This is a genomic window from Vagococcus fluvialis bH819, assembly GCF_900163795.1.
In the GTDB taxonomy this organism is placed as follows: domain Bacteria; phylum Bacillota; class Bacilli; order Lactobacillales; family Vagococcaceae; genus Vagococcus; species Vagococcus fluvialis_A.
The window spans coordinates 11578-27756 of sequence record NZ_FWFD01000002.1; the positions used below are offsets into that span (position 1 = coordinate 11578).

The 16179-nt window shown below is 32.5% G+C and carries 16 protein-coding genes; 5 read left to right on the forward strand and 11 right to left on the reverse strand.

Annotation, left to right across the window (positions count from 1 at the left end; all coding sequences use genetic code 11):
* Nucleotides 1–12 precede the first annotated feature (12 nt).
* The 3 genes from FM121_RS00115 to FM121_RS00125 form a co-directional block, all read right to left on the reverse strand.
* Nucleotides 13–1170: a hypothetical protein gene (locus FM121_RS00115; RefSeq protein ID WP_086950127.1), complete on the reverse strand. Its 1158-nt coding sequence runs from the start codon at nucleotides 1168–1170 to the stop codon at nucleotides 13–15.
* Nucleotides 1167–1793, reverse strand: coding sequence for an ATP-binding cassette domain-containing protein (locus FM121_RS00120; protein ID WP_086950128.1), 627 nt, complete (start codon nucleotides 1791–1793; stop codon nucleotides 1167–1169). Before FM121_RS00120 ends, FM121_RS00115 begins: the two co-directional genes overlap by 4 nt.
* Before the next feature lie 85 nt (nucleotides 1794–1878).
* Entirely contained in the window at nucleotides 1879–2136 is a 258-nt protein-coding gene (locus FM121_RS00125) for a hypothetical protein (protein ID WP_086950129.1), read from the reverse strand.
* Between the two features lie 362 nt (nucleotides 2137–2498).
* Between FM121_RS00125 and FM121_RS00130 the strand changes: the two genes are divergently transcribed.
* Genes FM121_RS00130 through FM121_RS00140 form a run of 3 tightly spaced genes read left to right on the forward strand, consistent with a single transcriptional unit; the run spans nucleotide 2499 to nucleotide 5606 of the window.
* Nucleotides 2499–3038 (forward strand): DUF924 family protein, encoded by a 540-nt coding sequence (locus FM121_RS00130; RefSeq protein ID WP_086950130.1) that lies wholly within the window; start codon nucleotides 2499–2501, stop codon nucleotides 3036–3038.
* A 32-nt stretch (nucleotides 3039–3070) separates the two neighbouring features.
* Complete coding sequence (locus FM121_RS00135; RefSeq protein ID WP_086950131.1) at nucleotides 3071–4876, forward strand: glycerophosphoryl diester phosphodiesterase membrane domain-containing protein; 1806 nt, start codon at nucleotides 3071–3073, stop codon at nucleotides 4874–4876.
* Nucleotides 4877–4880: 4 nt separating this feature from the next.
* Nucleotides 4881–5606, forward strand: coding sequence for an HAD family hydrolase (locus FM121_RS00140; protein WP_086950132.1), 726 nt, complete (start codon nucleotides 4881–4883; stop codon nucleotides 5604–5606).
* A 59-nt stretch (nucleotides 5607–5665) separates the two neighbouring features.
* On the opposite strand, the gene FM121_RS00145 is transcribed toward FM121_RS00140, so the two are convergent.
* The 3 genes from FM121_RS00145 to FM121_RS00155 form a co-directional block, all read right to left on the reverse strand.
* Nucleotides 5666–7402: an ABC transporter permease/substrate binding protein gene (locus FM121_RS00145; RefSeq protein WP_086950133.1), complete on the reverse strand. Its 1737-nt coding sequence runs from the start codon at nucleotides 7400–7402 to the stop codon at nucleotides 5666–5668.
* On the reverse strand, nucleotides 7395–8600 hold the full coding sequence (locus tag FM121_RS00150; RefSeq protein WP_086950134.1) for a quaternary amine ABC transporter ATP-binding protein: 1206 nt from the start codon (nucleotides 8598–8600) through the stop codon (nucleotides 7395–7397). The genes FM121_RS00145 and FM121_RS00150 overlap by 8 nt, the downstream gene beginning before the upstream one ends.
* Nucleotides 8601–8852: 252 nt before the next feature.
* Complete coding sequence (locus tag FM121_RS00155; protein ID WP_086950135.1) at nucleotides 8853–9482, reverse strand: GntR family transcriptional regulator; 630 nt, start codon at nucleotides 9480–9482, stop codon at nucleotides 8853–8855.
* A 227-nt stretch (nucleotides 9483–9709) separates the two neighbouring features.
* On the opposite strand from FM121_RS00155, the gene FM121_RS00160 reads away from it, so the two are divergent.
* Together FM121_RS00160 and yihA are read left to right on the forward strand one after the other, a co-directional pair.
* Complete coding sequence (locus FM121_RS00160; protein WP_086950136.1) at nucleotides 9710–11320, forward strand: glucosaminidase domain-containing protein; 1611 nt, start codon at nucleotides 9710–9712, stop codon at nucleotides 11318–11320.
* An 89-nt stretch (nucleotides 11321–11409) separates the two neighbouring features.
* On the forward strand, nucleotides 11410–11991 hold the full coding sequence (yihA, locus tag FM121_RS00165; protein WP_086950137.1) for a ribosome biogenesis GTP-binding protein YihA/YsxC: 582 nt from the start codon (nucleotides 11410–11412) through the stop codon (nucleotides 11989–11991).
* A 190-nt stretch (nucleotides 11992–12181) separates the two neighbouring features.
* Here the strand turns inward: yihA and FM121_RS14385 are convergent, their stop codons facing one another.
* The 5 genes from FM121_RS14385 to FM121_RS00185 all read right to left on the reverse strand — a co-directional run bounded on the left by FM121_RS14385 (nucleotide 12182) and on the right by FM121_RS00185 (nucleotide 16173).
* On the reverse strand, nucleotides 12182–12349 hold the full coding sequence (locus FM121_RS14385; protein WP_179203755.1) for an SPJ_0845 family protein: 168 nt from the start codon (nucleotides 12347–12349) through the stop codon (nucleotides 12182–12184).
* A 53-nt stretch (nucleotides 12350–12402) separates the two neighbouring features.
* A complete protein-coding gene (locus FM121_RS00170) occupies nucleotides 12403–13524 on the reverse strand; it encodes an NAD(P)/FAD-dependent oxidoreductase (protein ID WP_086950138.1) in 1122 nt (373 codons plus the stop codon).
* 97 nt (nucleotides 13525–13621) lie between these two features.
* The gene (locus FM121_RS00175) at nucleotides 13622–14494 is read right to left on the reverse strand and encodes a cation diffusion facilitator family transporter (RefSeq protein ID WP_086950139.1); all 873 of its coding nucleotides are present in this window, start codon (nucleotides 14492–14494) and stop codon (nucleotides 13622–13624) included.
* 143 nt (nucleotides 14495–14637) lie between these two features.
* On the reverse strand, nucleotides 14638–14904 hold the full coding sequence (locus FM121_RS00180; protein ID WP_086950140.1) for a hypothetical protein: 267 nt from the start codon (nucleotides 14902–14904) through the stop codon (nucleotides 14638–14640).
* Nucleotides 14905–15021: 117 nt separating this feature from the next.
* Entirely contained in the window at nucleotides 15022–16173 is a 1152-nt protein-coding gene (locus FM121_RS00185) for a pyridoxal phosphate-dependent aminotransferase (RefSeq protein ID WP_086950141.1), read from the reverse strand.
* Nucleotides 16174–16179 lie beyond the last annotated feature (6 nt).

Here is a 16179-nt window from a genome sequence, read left to right on the forward strand (position 1 = left end):
AGACCTCCAAGCTTATTTAACACGTTTTTTTCTATTTCTAGGATAGAAGATAAAACATAGCATCATAGTAATATAAAATAGTAATACTTTGATTCCCATGATAAAGGAGATGTTAAAATTGTCAATGTTATATTGATAGACACCGGTGGTAATGTCATAGCAGTAAATATAAGTCATTGGTAGATATTGGGCATTTTCTTGAATGGGTTGAATAAAGTTAACTAAAAACATGCTTCCAAATAAAATTATACTTGAAAGCAAGAGGGTGGTTAATTTATTTTTAGAAACAAGTGCAAGCAGATAAGTTAGACAAACTAAAAAAATAATCATTAACAGTTGTAAACAGAGGGTTGGTAAAATCGTTTTTTTTACTTCTGCGAAATATATAGTATGAGATGTAAGATTATAGTGTAAAACAGGATAATTGAAACTTCCCATTTTAAAAGGAATCGTTGTGATTAAGAAAGCGACTAATAAAGAACATACTAGAAATGAACAGGCGATAACAAGTCCACTGATTAAATTTTTGGAATGAGTGATTGCTTTTTTTTGTGGTAATAAGTCCATTTTATTAATATCTTCATGAAAGAACGAACCATATAAATTAGATAAAATAAACAAAATAGAGATACTTAAAAGGACAGGGAAAATATAGATAAAAAGGGATAGCGTGTATTGAATGCCAGTATAAGGGTAATTAACGTCTTCGAAAGGAATTGTTTTCTTAGCTAATGTTTCGTATAGTTTTAAGTCTCTATCTAAAGCGTTGATTAGATCTTTACTGGGTTCAGCATAGCTAGTGCTTTTTTGCGATCTTTTTATGTTATCAATCTGTTTTAAATAGACATTTTTCCATTCTTCATTATTAAATTCATTTAGAAAAATTTTATCCTGTTCTATTTGTTTTTTTGAATCCACAAGATTTTTTTCTAAATAGCTTGCCTTTTCAGAGTTGGAATCTTGTTGTGTGGTAATTTCTTGTTCTAAAGTATAAATATTTTCAGCATTTTGTTGGATATTATTTCTAATTTGAGTACCTAAACTTCTTTCTAGACTAGCACTATGGTTTAAAAAAGGAGGAATACTAATAGCTAAAAATAATAAACATAAAGGAATCCATGTTGTTTTTTGTTTAATAACTTGTTTTACTAGAAAAATAAAATGACTCATAGCTTGGAAACCTCCATTGTTTGATTTTTTAGAAGTAATAAATAATCACAAAATTCTTCGATATCTTCTTTATAGTGTGACGATAAAATAATCGTTTTACCTTGTTGCTTTAATTGGGATAAAGTCGTGTACAATATTTTTCTGCTTTCTTCATCTAAGCCATTGGTGATTTCATCCATTAACAAGTAATTGGCATCACTGACTAAATATAATGAAATGAGTAATTTTTGTTTCATTCCTAAAGAATATTTTTTTATAGGTAATCGAATATAATCTTCCATTTGCCATAAAGTAATGATATCTGAAATCTCTTTTGATGAATGCCATTGTTTTTTTATAAAAGTTAAATAATCAAGCCCTGATAAATTAAGATCGAACCATTCATTAGATTCGAAGTAAAAGCAGTGTTTGTTGATTAAAAAATCTGACTTATCTTGAACTTCTTGAATAGAAAAAGAACCAGAATCTATAGGAGTTAGCCCCATAATTGCTCTGAAAAAAGTTGTTTTACCAGATCCGTTAACGGCAACAATGCCATATAAGTGTCCTTTTTCAAAAGTAAATGAAAAACCTGTTAAAATAGGGATCCTTTTTTTTATAGTCAAATGATCAATAAGTAGCATAGTTTCCTCCAAAGATAAAAAGACTGATTAAAAAATCAGTCTCTATTTATTTTACAGTGCTGAATGGATAAGAATTTTTTTTCGTTTAATAACCACCAGAATAGTAGTTCACATGCTCGTATCTGTTGTAGTTCCATCCTCCTCCAACCTGATATTCACTAAAACCTGTATAGCGAGATGAATTTGGTATATTAATATACTGATAAGCATGATAATTCATAGTAGTATTATAATAAGTGTTATAGTCATATCGATATTTTTTTGTAACGCTAACTGCTGAAGCACTAACTCCGCTAAAAGTAGTTATTCCAAGTATTGATAATAAAAATATTTTTTTCTTCATTTTGTATCATCCTTTTCTTTTTAATTTGCTAATCGATTAACTTAAATCTAGTATACTTATTTTTAACGAAGGATAAATAAATATTCGTTATTTTTTAATCATAATATTATTTTTGGATAAATAGAGTGACGTTAATATTTGTTTTTGTGAATATAAGTCTATTATTTTAATATAAAACATCCTTTTAAAAAATAAACGGTTTTTTTATTTAATTGATTTGATAGTAGTTTTAAATTGCTTTAATTTCATTATGTCTATCTTTAATAAAAATAAATTAAACTGAATTAGCACAAAGTACTTAAATTAAAAAAATTTAATGATAAAATAGAAACAGTGACTGTAGAAAATAAGGAGGTAAAAAAATGAATTACCAAGATATACTAGACTTCTGGTTCAAAGAAGCAACACCAGAACAACATTTTAAAAAAGATGATGCGTTTGATGCGTTGATTAAAGAACGTTTTTTAGAGTTACACACTAAAGTAGCACAAGGTGAGTATGCTAAATGGCGTCAAACAATTCATGGACGTTTGGCTGAAGTTATTGTTTTGGATCAATTTTCAAGAAATTTATTTAGAGGAGAAAAAGAATCTTTTGCCTTTGATGGGATGGCGCTTGTTTTAGCCCAAGAAGCGATTGCAACAGGTAAGTTAGATCAATTAACAGTGAATGAAAGAGGCTTTTTGTATATGCCTTTTATGCACTCAGAGTCTGTTAAAATTCATGAAGAGGCACTTAGTTTATTTTCAGAGGAAGGGTTAGAAAACCAACTTGATTTTGAAGAGCGTCATTTTGAGATTATCAAACGATTTTCAAGATACCCTCATCGCAATGAGAGTTTACAAAGAGTGTCAACATTAGAAGAAATCGCATTTTTAAAGGAACCAGGTTCATCGTTTTAAAAGAGTAAAAAGGATTTAGTTAGGAGTTTATGATGAAGTATATTAGAGAGAATTTTGTTAAGACATGGGGATTTATTGGAGAGGCTAAATCTTATTTTCGAGATGTTTTACTGATGCACGGATTTTTGATGTTTTTCTTGAATCCATTTTTAGTAAGTATGACTCGATTTATTTTAAGACAAGGAAATGTCGCATATCTTTCTTATGATAATATCGGCATGATTTTAAAAGAACATCCTTTTGTTTTTCTAGGATTGATAGGTATGATGTTAATTTTAGTGGTGGCTGTATTCTTTGAATTCACTTTCTTACTTTTGAGTATTTATTTTATTCAAATAAGACAGCCGATTTCACTGAAACAGTTAATTAAGGGAACGTTTCTACAATTAAAGAAAATACGAGTAGGGACGCTACTATTTTTCTTGTTTTATTTTTTCTTGATCTTACCAATTAGTGGGATTAAATTTAATTCGGAATTATTGACTAAGTTTAAAATACCTGTTTTTCTGTTAGATTTTATTTTTGAAAATAGAATCATTTTTGTAGCGCTATTTATTTTAGCGTATATCTTTTTAATTTATCTAGCTATTCGCTATATTTTTGCGTTACCCGAGATGATTTTAAAAGATCGTAAATTCAAGGATTCAGTTAAGTTTAGTTGGAATAAAACAAAAGGGAATTTTATAAAAATTTTAAGTCAATTTTTAGTGGTGATGGGAACTTTTGTTGGTATCACAGGTGTATCCTATGCTGTGATTATCTTTATCCAACACTTAGTTGAAGAGTACTTACCTCAGTATGCACTAGGAACAGCAATTGTCTTAATGACAACTCTACAAATAGTTTGGTTATTAAATTTAGTGCTTTCAACTGTGGGAATTTTCTTTGTAACGATTGATTATATGAACCAAGGTAACTTTTTACCATCACGTCCTTCTTGGTTTGAAGAAGAGGAAAAAAGAGAGACAACTAAATGGGTAAAAAGATTAAAATATGCTGGGACAGCTGTTTTAATTATTGGTGTTGTAATTGTTGTGGGAACCTTTAATGAGGATTTTTTAAGCAATCCATCAACCACCAGACCAATTACCGTTTCCCATCGTGGTGTAGATAATGCTAATGGGGTTCAAAATTCAATTACTGCTCTAAAGAAAACCAGTCAAGATACACATCCAGATTATATTGAAATGGACATTCAAGAAACCAAAGACCAGCAATTTGTGGTGTATCATGATTTTAATTTAAAAAGTTTAACAGATGTTAAAAAGAAACCGTATGAATTAAACTTGAAAGAGTTAACAGAAATCACAGTTCATGAAAATGGAATGGAAGAAAAAATTGCCTCTTTTGATGATTATTTAGCAGAGGCCAATCGTCAGAATCAAAAATTAATGATTGAAATTAAACCGACAAAAAATGATAGTCCTGAAATGATTGATAATTTCTTAGCCAAGTATAAAGCAAATATTCTAGAGAATGGTCATATTATTCAATCACTCTCTTTTGATATTGTGGAAGAAATCAAGAAAAAAGAGCCGAAGATTGTGGTGGGTTACATTATGCCATTTAGTGTGGCAGGACCACCTGAGGGCGAGATGGATTTCTTCACATTAGAGTATACAACCTTAAATTCTAACTTCATTAATACAGCTAATGCTGAAGGTAAAGATGTTTATGCTTGGACACCTAATGATGAAGAGACCATGACACGGATGATGTTCTACGGAATTGATGGCATCATTACAGATCAAATGGACATGTTAAACAGTACATTGGTGGATGAGTCAAAAATTACTTATTCGGATAAATTACTTTATTTTGTAATTGGGATGGGTTAAAGAGATGGAGAAAAAAATGAAAGTCGTTATTTTTGATGTGGATGATACCCTTTATGATCAGATTGTTCCTTTTGAAGAGGCATTAAAAGCAAGTTTGCCTCATGCAAGTCAAGAGCTTAAAAAAGAATTAAAAGCCTTATATATTCGCTTTCGCTATTACAGTGATCAGGTATTTCACTTAACAGAAGAGGGAACTCTTTCTTTAGAAGAGATGCGGGTTTACCGAATCCAGGAAGCATTAAAGGATTTTGAAGTGAGTATTACCAAAAAAGAGGCAGAAAAATTTCAACAAGCCTATCGAGACAACCAAGGGAAACTAGAAATGAAACCTGAGATGGCTAGCCTAATCAAGGAGTTATTGGCTGTGGACATGATGCTAGGTATTTTAACTAATGGACCAACTGAGCATCAAAAAGCTAAGTTAGATCAATTAGGGCTAACTAATCTAATCTCAAAAGAAACTATTTTTATTTCAGGTGAAGTTGGATTAGCCAAACCCAGTCAAGCGATTTTTCAACATATTGAGACAAAACTAGATAAAACGAGTGAGCAATTTGTCTATATAGGTGATTCGTATGAAAATGATGTGATTGGTGCTAAATCATCTGGTTGGACGTGTATCTGGTTAAACAAATACGAAAAAGATATCAGAGAAGAATCGTTTCAACCAGACATTGAATTAGTAGATTACACACAAATTCGCCAGATGGTTATGGGACTTATCAAATAAAAAAACGCCAACAGATGTTAAGGAAACAAGTTCCTTCATTTGTTGGCGTTTTTATCTGGTTATTTGGTCCATTCAGCTACTTTGTCTGGATTAGCATCAATCCATTCTTTAGCAGCCTCTTCTGGAGATGTTCCATTGTTGACTTTTAACATCACTTCTTCAATATCTTTAGTTTCCCAATTGAATTTTTCTAAGATTTTATAGGCTTCTGGTTGGTCGTCTTTTAAACCTTTACGAGCTATGGTATTAATTGTTTCTGCATCCCCCATAGATTTCTTAGGATCTTCTAGATATTTTAAATCATATTTAGAGAACATCCAATGTGGAGACCAACCTGTAATAACGATTGGTTCTTTATTTTTGATTGCTTGGTCAAGTGTAACAACCATCGCACCAGAGGATGATGTTTCTAATTTCCAATCACTTAAATTAGAATACTCAGACATAGTTCTTTCTGCAGCAGCAACGACACCTGCACCAGGTTCGATTCCGGTAATAACTTTACCCGCTTCATCTTTCAAGTCATCAATGCTATCTACATCCATATAACTTGGAACAACTATACCGACTTTTGCACCTTCAAGGTTGGTCCCTAAAAGGTCAACAGAGTCTTTATATTGCTTAAATTGTGCGTCGTGAGTACTTGGTAACCATGCAGATACCATAGCATCCGACTCGCCTTTAGCAACTGATTCCCACATAATCGCATTATCAAGAGGTGTTGTATTAACTTTGAAACCTTGTTGTTTTAAAACTTCACCTAAAACATGAGTAGAAGCGACTTCTGAATCCCATTCAACATAAGTTAGATTAATTGTTTTGTTTTTATCGTTTTTATTAGCAAAAATTGAATTAACTAGTGAACCACCAATTAATAAGATGACAGCACCAGAGGCAATTAAAATTTTTCTCTTTTTAGCTCCCTTTGAGGCAACTTTTTTTTCAGCTAATTGTTTTGGTTTGTTTAAATGTTGCGTAAAACGGTCAATGATAATTGCTAAGATAACTAAAGCAACACCATTTACAAAACCGTTACCGACTTGAGCACGTTGAAGTGCAGATAATACGCCACGTCCAAGTCCTGGAGCGCCAATCATTGAAGCAATAACAACCATTGAAAGTGAAAGCATTGTTGTTTGGTTAATACCTGCTAAAATTGTATTCTTAGCTAGAGGTAATTCCAGTTTGAATAATTTTTGTTTCCCTGTTCCACCGAAAGAATCACTGGCTTCAACGAGTTCTTTTGGAACTTGACGAATACCTAAGTTAGTAAAACGAACAGTAGGAGGTAGGGCAAAAATAACAGAAGCAAACACCCCAGGAACCATCCCAATTCCGAAGAATGCGACTGCAGGAATTAGGTAAACAAATCCTGGCATTGTTTGCATGAAATCAAGAATCGGTGTAATAATTTTTTGAGCTGTTTCATTCTTAGCCATTAAAATACCTAAAGGAACCCCGATTATAATCGAAATCACACTAGAAATTAAAACGAGCGTTAATGTATTCATTAAATCTGTCCATAAACCTTGATTTAAAATAAAAGCTAAACCAAAGAATGTAAAGGAGGTTAGGCCCCATTTCTTGTTAGAAATAAAGAAGGCTAAGACTGTTAGTAGCAAAATAAATACGATCGGTGGGACAAATAATAGACCATTTGTAATCCCGTCCATAATATTTTGTCCTAGTACTTGAATAAAAGAAAAGAGACCTGAGAAAGTATCTGTCATCCAAGAGGTTATAGCTTCTACCCAATCTGCTACAGGAATTTTTGAAACTAATAGTATGTTATTCATTTAATTCACCTTCCTCTGATTGATCACTTGTTCCAGTCAGTGCTTCAATAACACGACCTCGAATGATAACACCAAGTAAACGATCATTTTCTACAACTGCAAGAGGCATGGGTGAATCGTAAATGATATTAAAAATATCGCTGACTAGCATGTCTTTTGGAACAGTGGTTACTTCTTCAGTCATCACTTCTTCTAAAGTTAGGCCTCTTTTTCTAGCACGATGCGCGTTGTCAGCTGTAATGTAACCTTTTAGTTGACGTTTTTTGTTAACTGCCAGTAACATACTAACTTCTTCGTTACGCATTCTTTGAAGTGCAACGTTAGGACCGTCGAGTTCAATATTGGTTGTTATCGCAGGAACCATGATGTTGCTAGCTGTTAAGACTTTTGAACGATCGACATCCTCAACAAATTCACGAACGTAGTCATTGGCTGGATTAGTTAAAATCTCTTCACCAGTTCCAATTTGCATAATCTGTCCATCTTTCATAAGAGCGATTCTATCCCCAATACGAAGGGCTTCGTTTAAATCATGAGTGATGAAGATGATTGTTTTTTGGACATTTGCCTGTAAATCAATCAATTCATCTTGCATTTCTCTTCTGATTAAAGGATCTAGAGCTGAAAAAGCTTCATCCATTAGTAGAATCTCAGGATCATTTGCTAAAGCGCGTGCTAGACCAACACGTTGTTGCATTCCTCCTGAAAGTTGGCTTGGATATTGGTCTTTAAAAGAAATTAGACCAGAATTTTCTAAAGCTTTTTCTGCTCGTTTGGTTCTTTCTTCTTTAGGAACACCACGAACCTCTAAACCAAATTCAGTATTTTCTAAGATAGTTCTGTGAGGGAAGAGACCAAAATTTTGAAAAACCATACTCATTTTATGTCTTCTGACTTCACGTAGCTCATCTTTATCCATCTTTGCAATGTCTTTACCATCAATATAGATATCTCCAGAAGTGGGTTCTATTAAACGATTAATTAATCGGATGAGTGTTGATTTACCACTACCAGATAATCCCATAATAACGAAAATTTCGCCTTCGTTGATATCAAAGTTAGTATCGTAAACACCAACTGTAGCACCTGTTTTTTCAAGGATTTCAGTTTTAGGCCGTTGCTCTTGGATCATCTTTAGAGCTGCTTGACTTCTCTTACCAAAAACTTTAGTTAAATTTTTGACTTGAACTTTTACCATATGATTAATTAGCTCCTTTTATGTAAGTTCTTATTATTTTCAGAAAATAATAAGTGACCACATGATAATAACATCGTGTGGTCACTTTGTCAAAGAAGTAATTTTAATTTTTAAGTAAGAAGATGAAATTATAAGCACTTTGTCTCAAGGGATTGTAAAGTAAATTAGGATAGAAGATATTTTTATTTCCTGACTATAAAAAAATAAGAGAGTGTGACAAACGTTGTAGTCACATTCTCTCGTAGCAATCTTTTAATTTGGATAAAAAAAGTTAATCATTCTCTGTGTAGCAAACTCATCACCTACAAAGTAAAGGGTATCGTTTGGGTTTAAAACAGCGTAAGGACCAGGTGATAAGATTAATTCTTCTTTATGTAATATAGCAATAACAGTTGCGCCTGTTTCTTGCCATAAATTTAATTCAGAAATAGATATTTCTAAATGGGAAGCCTCTTTGTTTAAGACAAGTTCAGAGGGGAGTAAAGGATTAACTTGATTAATCTTTACAGTTTGAGAAACAAGTTGATTTACAAGGATAGTTACATTATTTAATTCTTCTTTTTGTTGTTTTAAACTATTCATTAAATTATTTTTAATTTCTTCAATCGATTGAACATCTCTAAACTGTTCTAAAAAAGAAATTGCTCGTTGTTTAGAGGCAACAATCACACCACTACCATGTTTGACTTCTAAAATTTTTAGATCAACTAAAATATTAACTGCTTTTCTGGCTGTTTCAGGAGAAACACTAAAAGTTGAAGCGAGCGTTGAACGAGCATATAGTTTGTCTCCGACAACATAACGATTGTCGACAATTCTTTCAGCAATTTCAATGGCAACTTGCTGATACCTTGGTGACCTGGTTTCTTTTTGTTTTGTCATAATTTTAGGTGCCTCCTTAATAAATCAATTACATCGTACTAAAAAAAGTAAAAAAAAGCAAAAAAACAAAAAAATTAATTATTTACTATTATATTAAAGAAATAAAAAAGTAATGTCTATTGATAAATTAGATAGAAAATAAATGCTGTAAATTGGTATATATTAATAACAAGTGGTATAATCTTTTAATAGTGTCATGTTACGACTAAAGTTAAGGAGTATAGAAAATGAGAAATAAATTTTTAACTATTTTTATCATAGCAACTTTCACTAGTGGTTTAGTAGCACCAGTTATAGGCTACGCAGCTACTTCGTTAGATGATGAAATTAATGTAGAGAGCATTCAAAAAGAAGAAACAAATGAATCGGAAGAAACAAGTGAAACGTCGTCAATAGAAGAAGTTGAAACAACAGAAACAACAGAAACAACAGAAACAACAGAAGAAAGCACTGAAGAAACGACAGTAGACTCATCTACAACAGAGCCGACAACTGCAGAATCAAGTACTGAATCTCAAACGACATCGGAATCAACAAGTGAATCAAGTAAAACAGAAGAGTCTAAAAAACCTGAAACATCAACAACATCTAGCTCTAAAGAAAAGCCAAAAGAAAAACCAGCACCAAAAGAGAAAAAGGCGAAAGAATCGGCTCCAAAAGAAAGTGTTTTGATTACTGAAACGACTGATGTTGTCTTACCACAAGATGAGGAAGTAAGCAGCTTTGCATCAACTTCGGACATCAAATTTATTAAAAATCAAACAACAGAAGATTTTATTGAGAGTATTGGCGATAAAGCAAGAGAAATTGGACAAGAGTATGATTTATACGCTTCTGTTATGATTGCTCAAGCAATTCTTGAAACGGGTTCAGGCAACAGTGAGTTAAGCCAAGCACCAAACCATAATTTATTTGGTATAAAAGGAGCTTACAAAGGTCAATCTGTTTCTTACAGTACAAGTGAAGACAATGGAAAAGGTAAACTTTATACAGTTCAAGCTGAATTCAGAAAATATCCAGGATATAAAGAGTCATTTGAAGATTATGCCCAACTTTTAACAGATACAAAAAAAGGTAACGGGGATTTATACAAAGGTACTTGGAAGAAAAATGCTAAAACTCACCAAGAAGCAACGAAATCTCTAACAGGTAAGTATGCAACTGATACTAGTTATGACCAAAAATTAAATAAATTAATTGAAACATATGATCTAACTTTCTTTGATAAAAAATTAGACGGTGATGCTAAGATTCAAAATGTCTATTATGATGTTAAGTCAGGAGATACAATTGATTCAATTGTTGCTGAAAAAAATATTGATAAAAAAGATTTCTTAGAGTGGAATAAAAAAGTCCTAGATACTAAAAAGGATTTAACGGATAGTCAAAGAGTTATTGTGGGACAAAGAAAAATTTCAAGTTATAAAATCAAAAATTTAAAAACAAAAGAAGTTGGCGACTTTATTATTCCTCTAAAAGATGGTTATAGTATCTCAAGTCCATTTGGATCAAGAGGTGATGAGCATCATAACGGAACAGATATGGCAGTAGCTGAAAATACTTTGATTTATGCTAGTTCAGACGGAAAAGTTGCAGCTAAGGGATTCCATCCTTCTGCAGGAAATTATGTGATCTTACAACATGAAAATGGGTTATATACAAGTTATTTCCATATGAATCGTTCAGCTGTTGCTTTAGATGAAACAGTTAAAATGGGTGACATGATTGGTTACGTTGGTTCAACAGGGAATTCAACGGGAGCTCATTTACACTTTGCAATTAACACAGAACTTTGGTCAGGTTATATTAATCCAGCCAACTATATGAATTTTAATTAGAATTTATAAGAAGAAATGAAGCTAAAAGTATTCATTTCTTCTTTTTTTTGTTAAGATAGTAAGGAATAAAATAAGAAAGTGGCGATACTATGAAAGTACATAAAGCAGAAATCGTGATTAGTGCGGTTCAGCCAGAACAATATCCAAAAACAAAATTACCAGAAATTGCCTTAGCAGGGCGTTCAAATGTGGGGAAATCATCATTTATCAATACATTAATTAGTCGTAAAGGACTAGCCAGAACATCAGGGAAACCAGGGAAAACACAAACTTTAAATTTCTATTTAATTGAAGAAGCACTACATTTTGTAGATGTTCCAGGCTATGGCTATGCTAAAGTTTCTAAAACAGAACGTGTTAAATGGGGAAAAATGATTGAGACTTATATCACAGAAAGAGAACAACTAAAAGCAGTCGTTTCTCTAGTTGATTTTCGCCATGATCCCTCTGAAGAAGATGTTCAAATGTATAATTTCTTAAAGTATTATCAAATTCCAGTTATTGTTGTAGCAACAAAAAGTGATAAAATAAAACGTAGCCAATGGAATAAGCATGAAGCAGCGATCAAAAGAAAATTAGTTTTTGATCCAACAGACGATTTTATTATTTTTTCTTCTGAAACAAAAGAAGGTAAAGAGCAAGCTTGGGAAGCGATTGAAAGCTTTTTATAAAAGCATGTTGAAAAGGGCGTTTAGCTTTAAGCAATTGGAAGAACGTACCAACAATCCGTGGGTTTGGGATTGATGATACGTTTTGAAATTGTCGAAGAAGCTGCCATTTGAAGCTGAACAAAAAAAGCATGTTGAAAAGGGCGTTTAGCTTCAATTCATTAAGAGAATATACGAAAAAAGATGCCTAAAACTAGGCATCTTTTTCATTATTTTTCATAGTAATTGTAGTGTTTTTGATATCCACTGTGAATTGATTATTTTTATTAATCGCTTTTTCATTTTCTTTTTTATCAGGATCAATTGCAAATTCTTCGAACAATTTTTCTAAGCTGTCTTTTTTCTTAAATGTCATTCCCATGTTAATAACACATCCTTTTCTTTTTCTAATTGTACCATGTTTTCTTAAAAGTGTTAATTAGGATAGATGTATTGATTTGGTTTTAGACGATATTCTTCAAAATTTGTTTCTTTTTCTAAAGTCCAATCTGCCAATGTTTTTCCAATAATAGGCCCAGTAGTCAAACCAGAAGAACCTAAGCCACTGGCAACAAACAGTTGTGGTAAAGTATCAATTTCACCAAAAAAAGGAGAAAAATCTGAAGTGTATGCTCTTGTTCCTACTCTACTACCAACAACAGTTGCATTCTCATCAATGGTTGAAATAAAATTTTGAGCCTCTTTTTTTAGTGTTCCAAGTAATTTTTTATCTGGTGAAAGGTCATAATCTTTATCATTTTCGTGGGTCGCACCAATTAATATTTTACCATCGTCAAAAGGAATGATGTCTGTTTCTCCAACCGGCATCAAAACAGGCCAGTTTTTCGTATCAGAGGTAATTTTTATTTCGATTAGTTGTCCTTTTTGAGGTCGAATATCCACATAATAATCAAGGGGACGAAGCAAGTCACCAATCCAAGCGCCACAAGCCAGGATTAGTTGATCAAAAATAAAAGTATCCTGTTGTGTGATAACTTCCCACTGTTTATTCTTATAAGAAATAGACTGAACAACATCTGAAATACTTTGATTTCCGAGTCTCACGACTTCTTTTTTTAAAAGTTGTGTTAAAGCAGCCCCATCAATCTTAGCTCCTCCAGAAACAAAAAGGGCGTCATCGGTCATATTAATATCAGAAATTCTTTCTTTGATTTCAGAGTAAGATAAATGATTAACGTTTCCTATTTCTGGTGCGTCTATTTTTCTTGTTTCAGCTAATGTTTTTAATTTTTCAAGGAGAACAGGGGTATTTTTATAGAGTAATGTCCCGGTTTGTTGATAGACGTGATCTGTCTTTTGATGTTCACTTAGGTCATGAATCAATTTCTGATAGAATTTAGCCCCTTCTTTAGCTAAAAAATACCACTCTTTATTTCGTCTTTGAGATAACCAAGGGGAGATGATACCAGCCGCAGCAGATGTTGCTTGACCAACTCCGCTATCAATTAAGGTAACGGTTTGATTTTCTTTTGTAAGGTAGTAAGCAGCAGTGCTACCAACAATTCCTCCACCAATGATTCCGATTGTTTTATTCATTTTGTGATTCCTCTCTATTAAATTTCATAAAATAAGTATAACAAAAATCACGAGGATATCATAAACATTGGTGCTTATGATATCCTCGTGATTGATTTTAATCTTCAAATGGCTCAACATGAACATCAATATCGAATATATTAAATTTTCTTTTTAAATCTTCTTCCATTTTGTCAACAATTTGGTGGCTTTGTTTAACGGTCCAATCAGGATCAACACGAACCGTCACATCTAAAAAGATATTAGCGCCTAAATTCCTAGCTCTCAACACAGGAACTTCTTTGATTCCTTCAACTTTTAATATTTCTAATTTATATATAATTAATTTCTCACGGTCAAAACCATCAGATAAATAAAAAGTACTTTCTTTAAAGATGCCCAAAGCTGTTTTTAAAATAACAAAAGCAATCACTACAGCAGTTAATGTATCAAGCCATGGTAAGTGAAATGCGGCTGTAAAAACAGCAATTGCAGCACCTAAACTAGTCAACATGTCGCTGAAATTATCTTTGGATACAGCAATTAAAGAGCTGCTATTATATTTTTCACCAAGACTTTTATTGTAAAGATAAACAAAATACATAATAATTGCGGATCCGATTCCGACAACCGCAGCGATTGGATCAGGTTGTTGAATATCATGATGAATTAAGGATTTGACGGCCGTCACTAAAACTTCAATTCCGACAGCAAACATAATTAAAGAGGTTAAAAGACTAGCCATGTTCTCTGCTTTCCAATGTCCATAACGATGCTCATTATCAGCAGGTTTTCTAGATAAACGTAGTCCAATTAAAATCGCAATTGAAGCGATAGTATCTGTAAAATTATTAAGCCCGTCAGCAGATAGAGCTTTTGAATTGGCGTAGCTACCTACACCTAATTTGAATGCAGCTAAGACCACATAAGCTAAAATACTGATTAGAGCTCCTTTTTCAGCTTGTTTTAGTTCTGCACTTCTTTCTGTCATGTTTTGACTCACTCCCTTTTTAGTAACTGAAATGAAAGTATATCAGATAGAGTACCTTTTAGAAAAGGTGGAAAAAAATAATTAAGTGCTCCTAAAAATTAGTCATGGGCAAACAAAAAAACTTTGCACTAGGCAAAGTTTGATTAATTAGAAGGATTAATTAAAATCCCATTAATATTATTAACTGTTGATAAATTAACACGTTCATTGTATGTATTTTCTGTCCCGATTGTTGAAAAGTTTAAATAAAGATCTTCTCCGTTATAAACAAGTTCAAAGAAATCAACTTCTGGATAAACTTTTCTTTCAGTATTATTATAGATCACAACAAGAGCTCCTTTTTCAACATAAAGCATTGAAGTTAAGATTTCATTTGTTGCATCAATAATAGATATTTTTTTTCTAGCCATATCTTTTCACTTCCTTCTAAAACAGTTTATCATACAAAAATAGACTGTTTCAACTAAAAATAATAAAAAATGGAAGTAAACGTATTTTAAAAAATAGTCTTCTTTTTAGATGGTTTTCTATTGAAAAGATAATTCTGCGATTCGATTAAAGGCATCTTCCAAGATGGCCATATCTTGAGTTGCTGCAAGTCGAATATAATCATCACCGGATTCACCAAATGCTTTTCCAGGAATAACTAAAACTTGTTTTTCTTGAAGGAGTTTCATAGAGAAATCAACAGAATTTAATCCTGTTTTAGAGATATTAATAAAAGCATACATACTACCTTTAACAGGGTGTAGAGTTATAAAAGGAATTTCAGCCACACGTTTCTCCACATATTCTAGGCGCTCCTGGAATACAGCCACAACTTTAGGGACTAGCTCTTCTGCATGGTTCAATGCGTAAATACCAGCTCTTTGAGAGGGACTTGGTGCTGAAAAAGTGATGTCTTCATTCAGTAATTTACATGCTTTATTAATATATTCTGGTGCAATCATGTAACCTATTCTCCAACCGGTCATGGCAAAGGCTTTAGAAAAGCTGCTGAAAGTAATGGTATTATCGGGCGCAAAAGTTGCCATTGGCGTAAAGTCGTCATAAAAATTAAAAGCTTCATAAACTTCATCTGAAAGGATAAAGAAGTTATGTTCAATTGCTAAATCAGCAATTTGCTTGAAAGTTTCTTTTGAAAAAACAGCCCCAGTAGGATTATTAGGAGAATTAATAATAATTGCTTTAGTTTTTGGCGTGATAGCTTTTTTAAGAATCTCTAAATTAATCTGGAAACCATCTTCTTCATAAGTAGGAATGATGACTGGTGTTCCGCCAGCTTCAATAACTTGCGTTTTATAAGGTGAGAAGAAAGGTTCATGAATAATGACTTCATCATCTTTGTCGAGTAAAACTTGTAAAGTTAAATACATTCCTTGTAGAGCGCCAACTGATGCTCTAACTTGTTCTGGTTTAAAGTCTAGATTGTATTGGCGTTGATAAAAATGAATCACCGCCTGGATAAATTCTTGGCTACCATCAGATGCGGTATAGTGAGTATGACCTGCTTTAACATCTTTAAAGGCAGACTCAATAATAGCTGAGTCTGTAATTAAATCTGGATCACCAATCGATAGATTTAATAAATCAGTCATTTGACTTGCCATTGTTGTAAAATCCATTAAAAGATTTTCAACGGGTTTTTGGTAAAACTTTGATAAATAAGTTTGATTCATGAATAC

Bases quoted from the DNA above. Each gene is read 5' to 3' on its own strand.
- yihA (WP_086950137.1), top strand. From the start codon at position 11,410: ATGAAAGTACATAAAGCAGAAATCGTGATTAGTGCGGTTCAGCCAGAA.
- FM121_RS00180 (WP_086950140.1), bottom strand. From the start codon at position 14,904: ATGGCTAGAAAAAAAATATCTATTATTGATGCAACAAATGAAATCTTA.
- FM121_RS00140 (WP_086950132.1), top strand. From the start codon at position 4,881: ATGGAGAAAAAAATGAAAGTCGTTATTTTTGATGTGGATGATACCCTT.
- FM121_RS00155 (WP_086950135.1), bottom strand. From the start codon at position 9,482: ATGACAAAACAAAAAGAAACCAGGTCACCAAGGTATCAGCAAGTTGCC.
- FM121_RS00150 (WP_086950134.1), bottom strand. From the start codon at position 8,600: ATGGTAAAAGTTCAAGTCAAAAATTTAACTAAAGTTTTTGGTAAGAGA.
- FM121_RS00120 (WP_086950128.1), bottom strand. From the start codon at position 1,793: ATGCTACTTATTGATCATTTGACTATAAAAAAAAGGATCCCTATTTTA.
- FM121_RS00185 (WP_086950141.1), bottom strand. From the start codon at position 16,173: ATGAATCAAACTTATTTATCAAAGTTTTACCAAAAACCCGTTGAAAAT.
- FM121_RS00160 (WP_086950136.1), top strand. From the start codon at position 9,710: ATGAGAAATAAATTTTTAACTATTTTTATCATAGCAACTTTCACTAGT.
- FM121_RS00115 (WP_086950127.1), bottom strand. From the start codon at position 1,170: ATGAGTCATTTTATTTTTCTAGTAAAACAAGTTATTAAACAAAAAACA.
- FM121_RS14385 (WP_179203755.1), bottom strand. From the start codon at position 12,349: ATGGGAATGACATTTAAGAAAAAAGACAGCTTAGAAAAATTGTTCGAA.
- FM121_RS00125 (WP_086950129.1), bottom strand. From the start codon at position 2,136: ATGAAGAAAAAAATATTTTTATTATCAATACTTGGAATAACTACTTTT.
- FM121_RS00175 (WP_086950139.1), bottom strand. From the start codon at position 14,494: ATGACAGAAAGAAGTGCAGAACTAAAACAAGCTGAAAAAGGAGCTCTA.
- FM121_RS00135 (WP_086950131.1), top strand. From the start codon at position 3,071: ATGAAGTATATTAGAGAGAATTTTGTTAAGACATGGGGATTTATTGGA.
- FM121_RS00170 (WP_086950138.1), bottom strand. From the start codon at position 13,524: ATGAATAAAACAATCGGAATCATTGGTGGAGGAATTGTTGGTAGCACT.
- FM121_RS00145 (WP_086950133.1), bottom strand. From the start codon at position 7,402: ATGAATAACATACTATTAGTTTCAAAAATTCCTGTAGCAGATTGGGTA.
- FM121_RS00130 (WP_086950130.1), top strand. From the start codon at position 2,499: ATGAATTACCAAGATATACTAGACTTCTGGTTCAAAGAAGCAACACCA.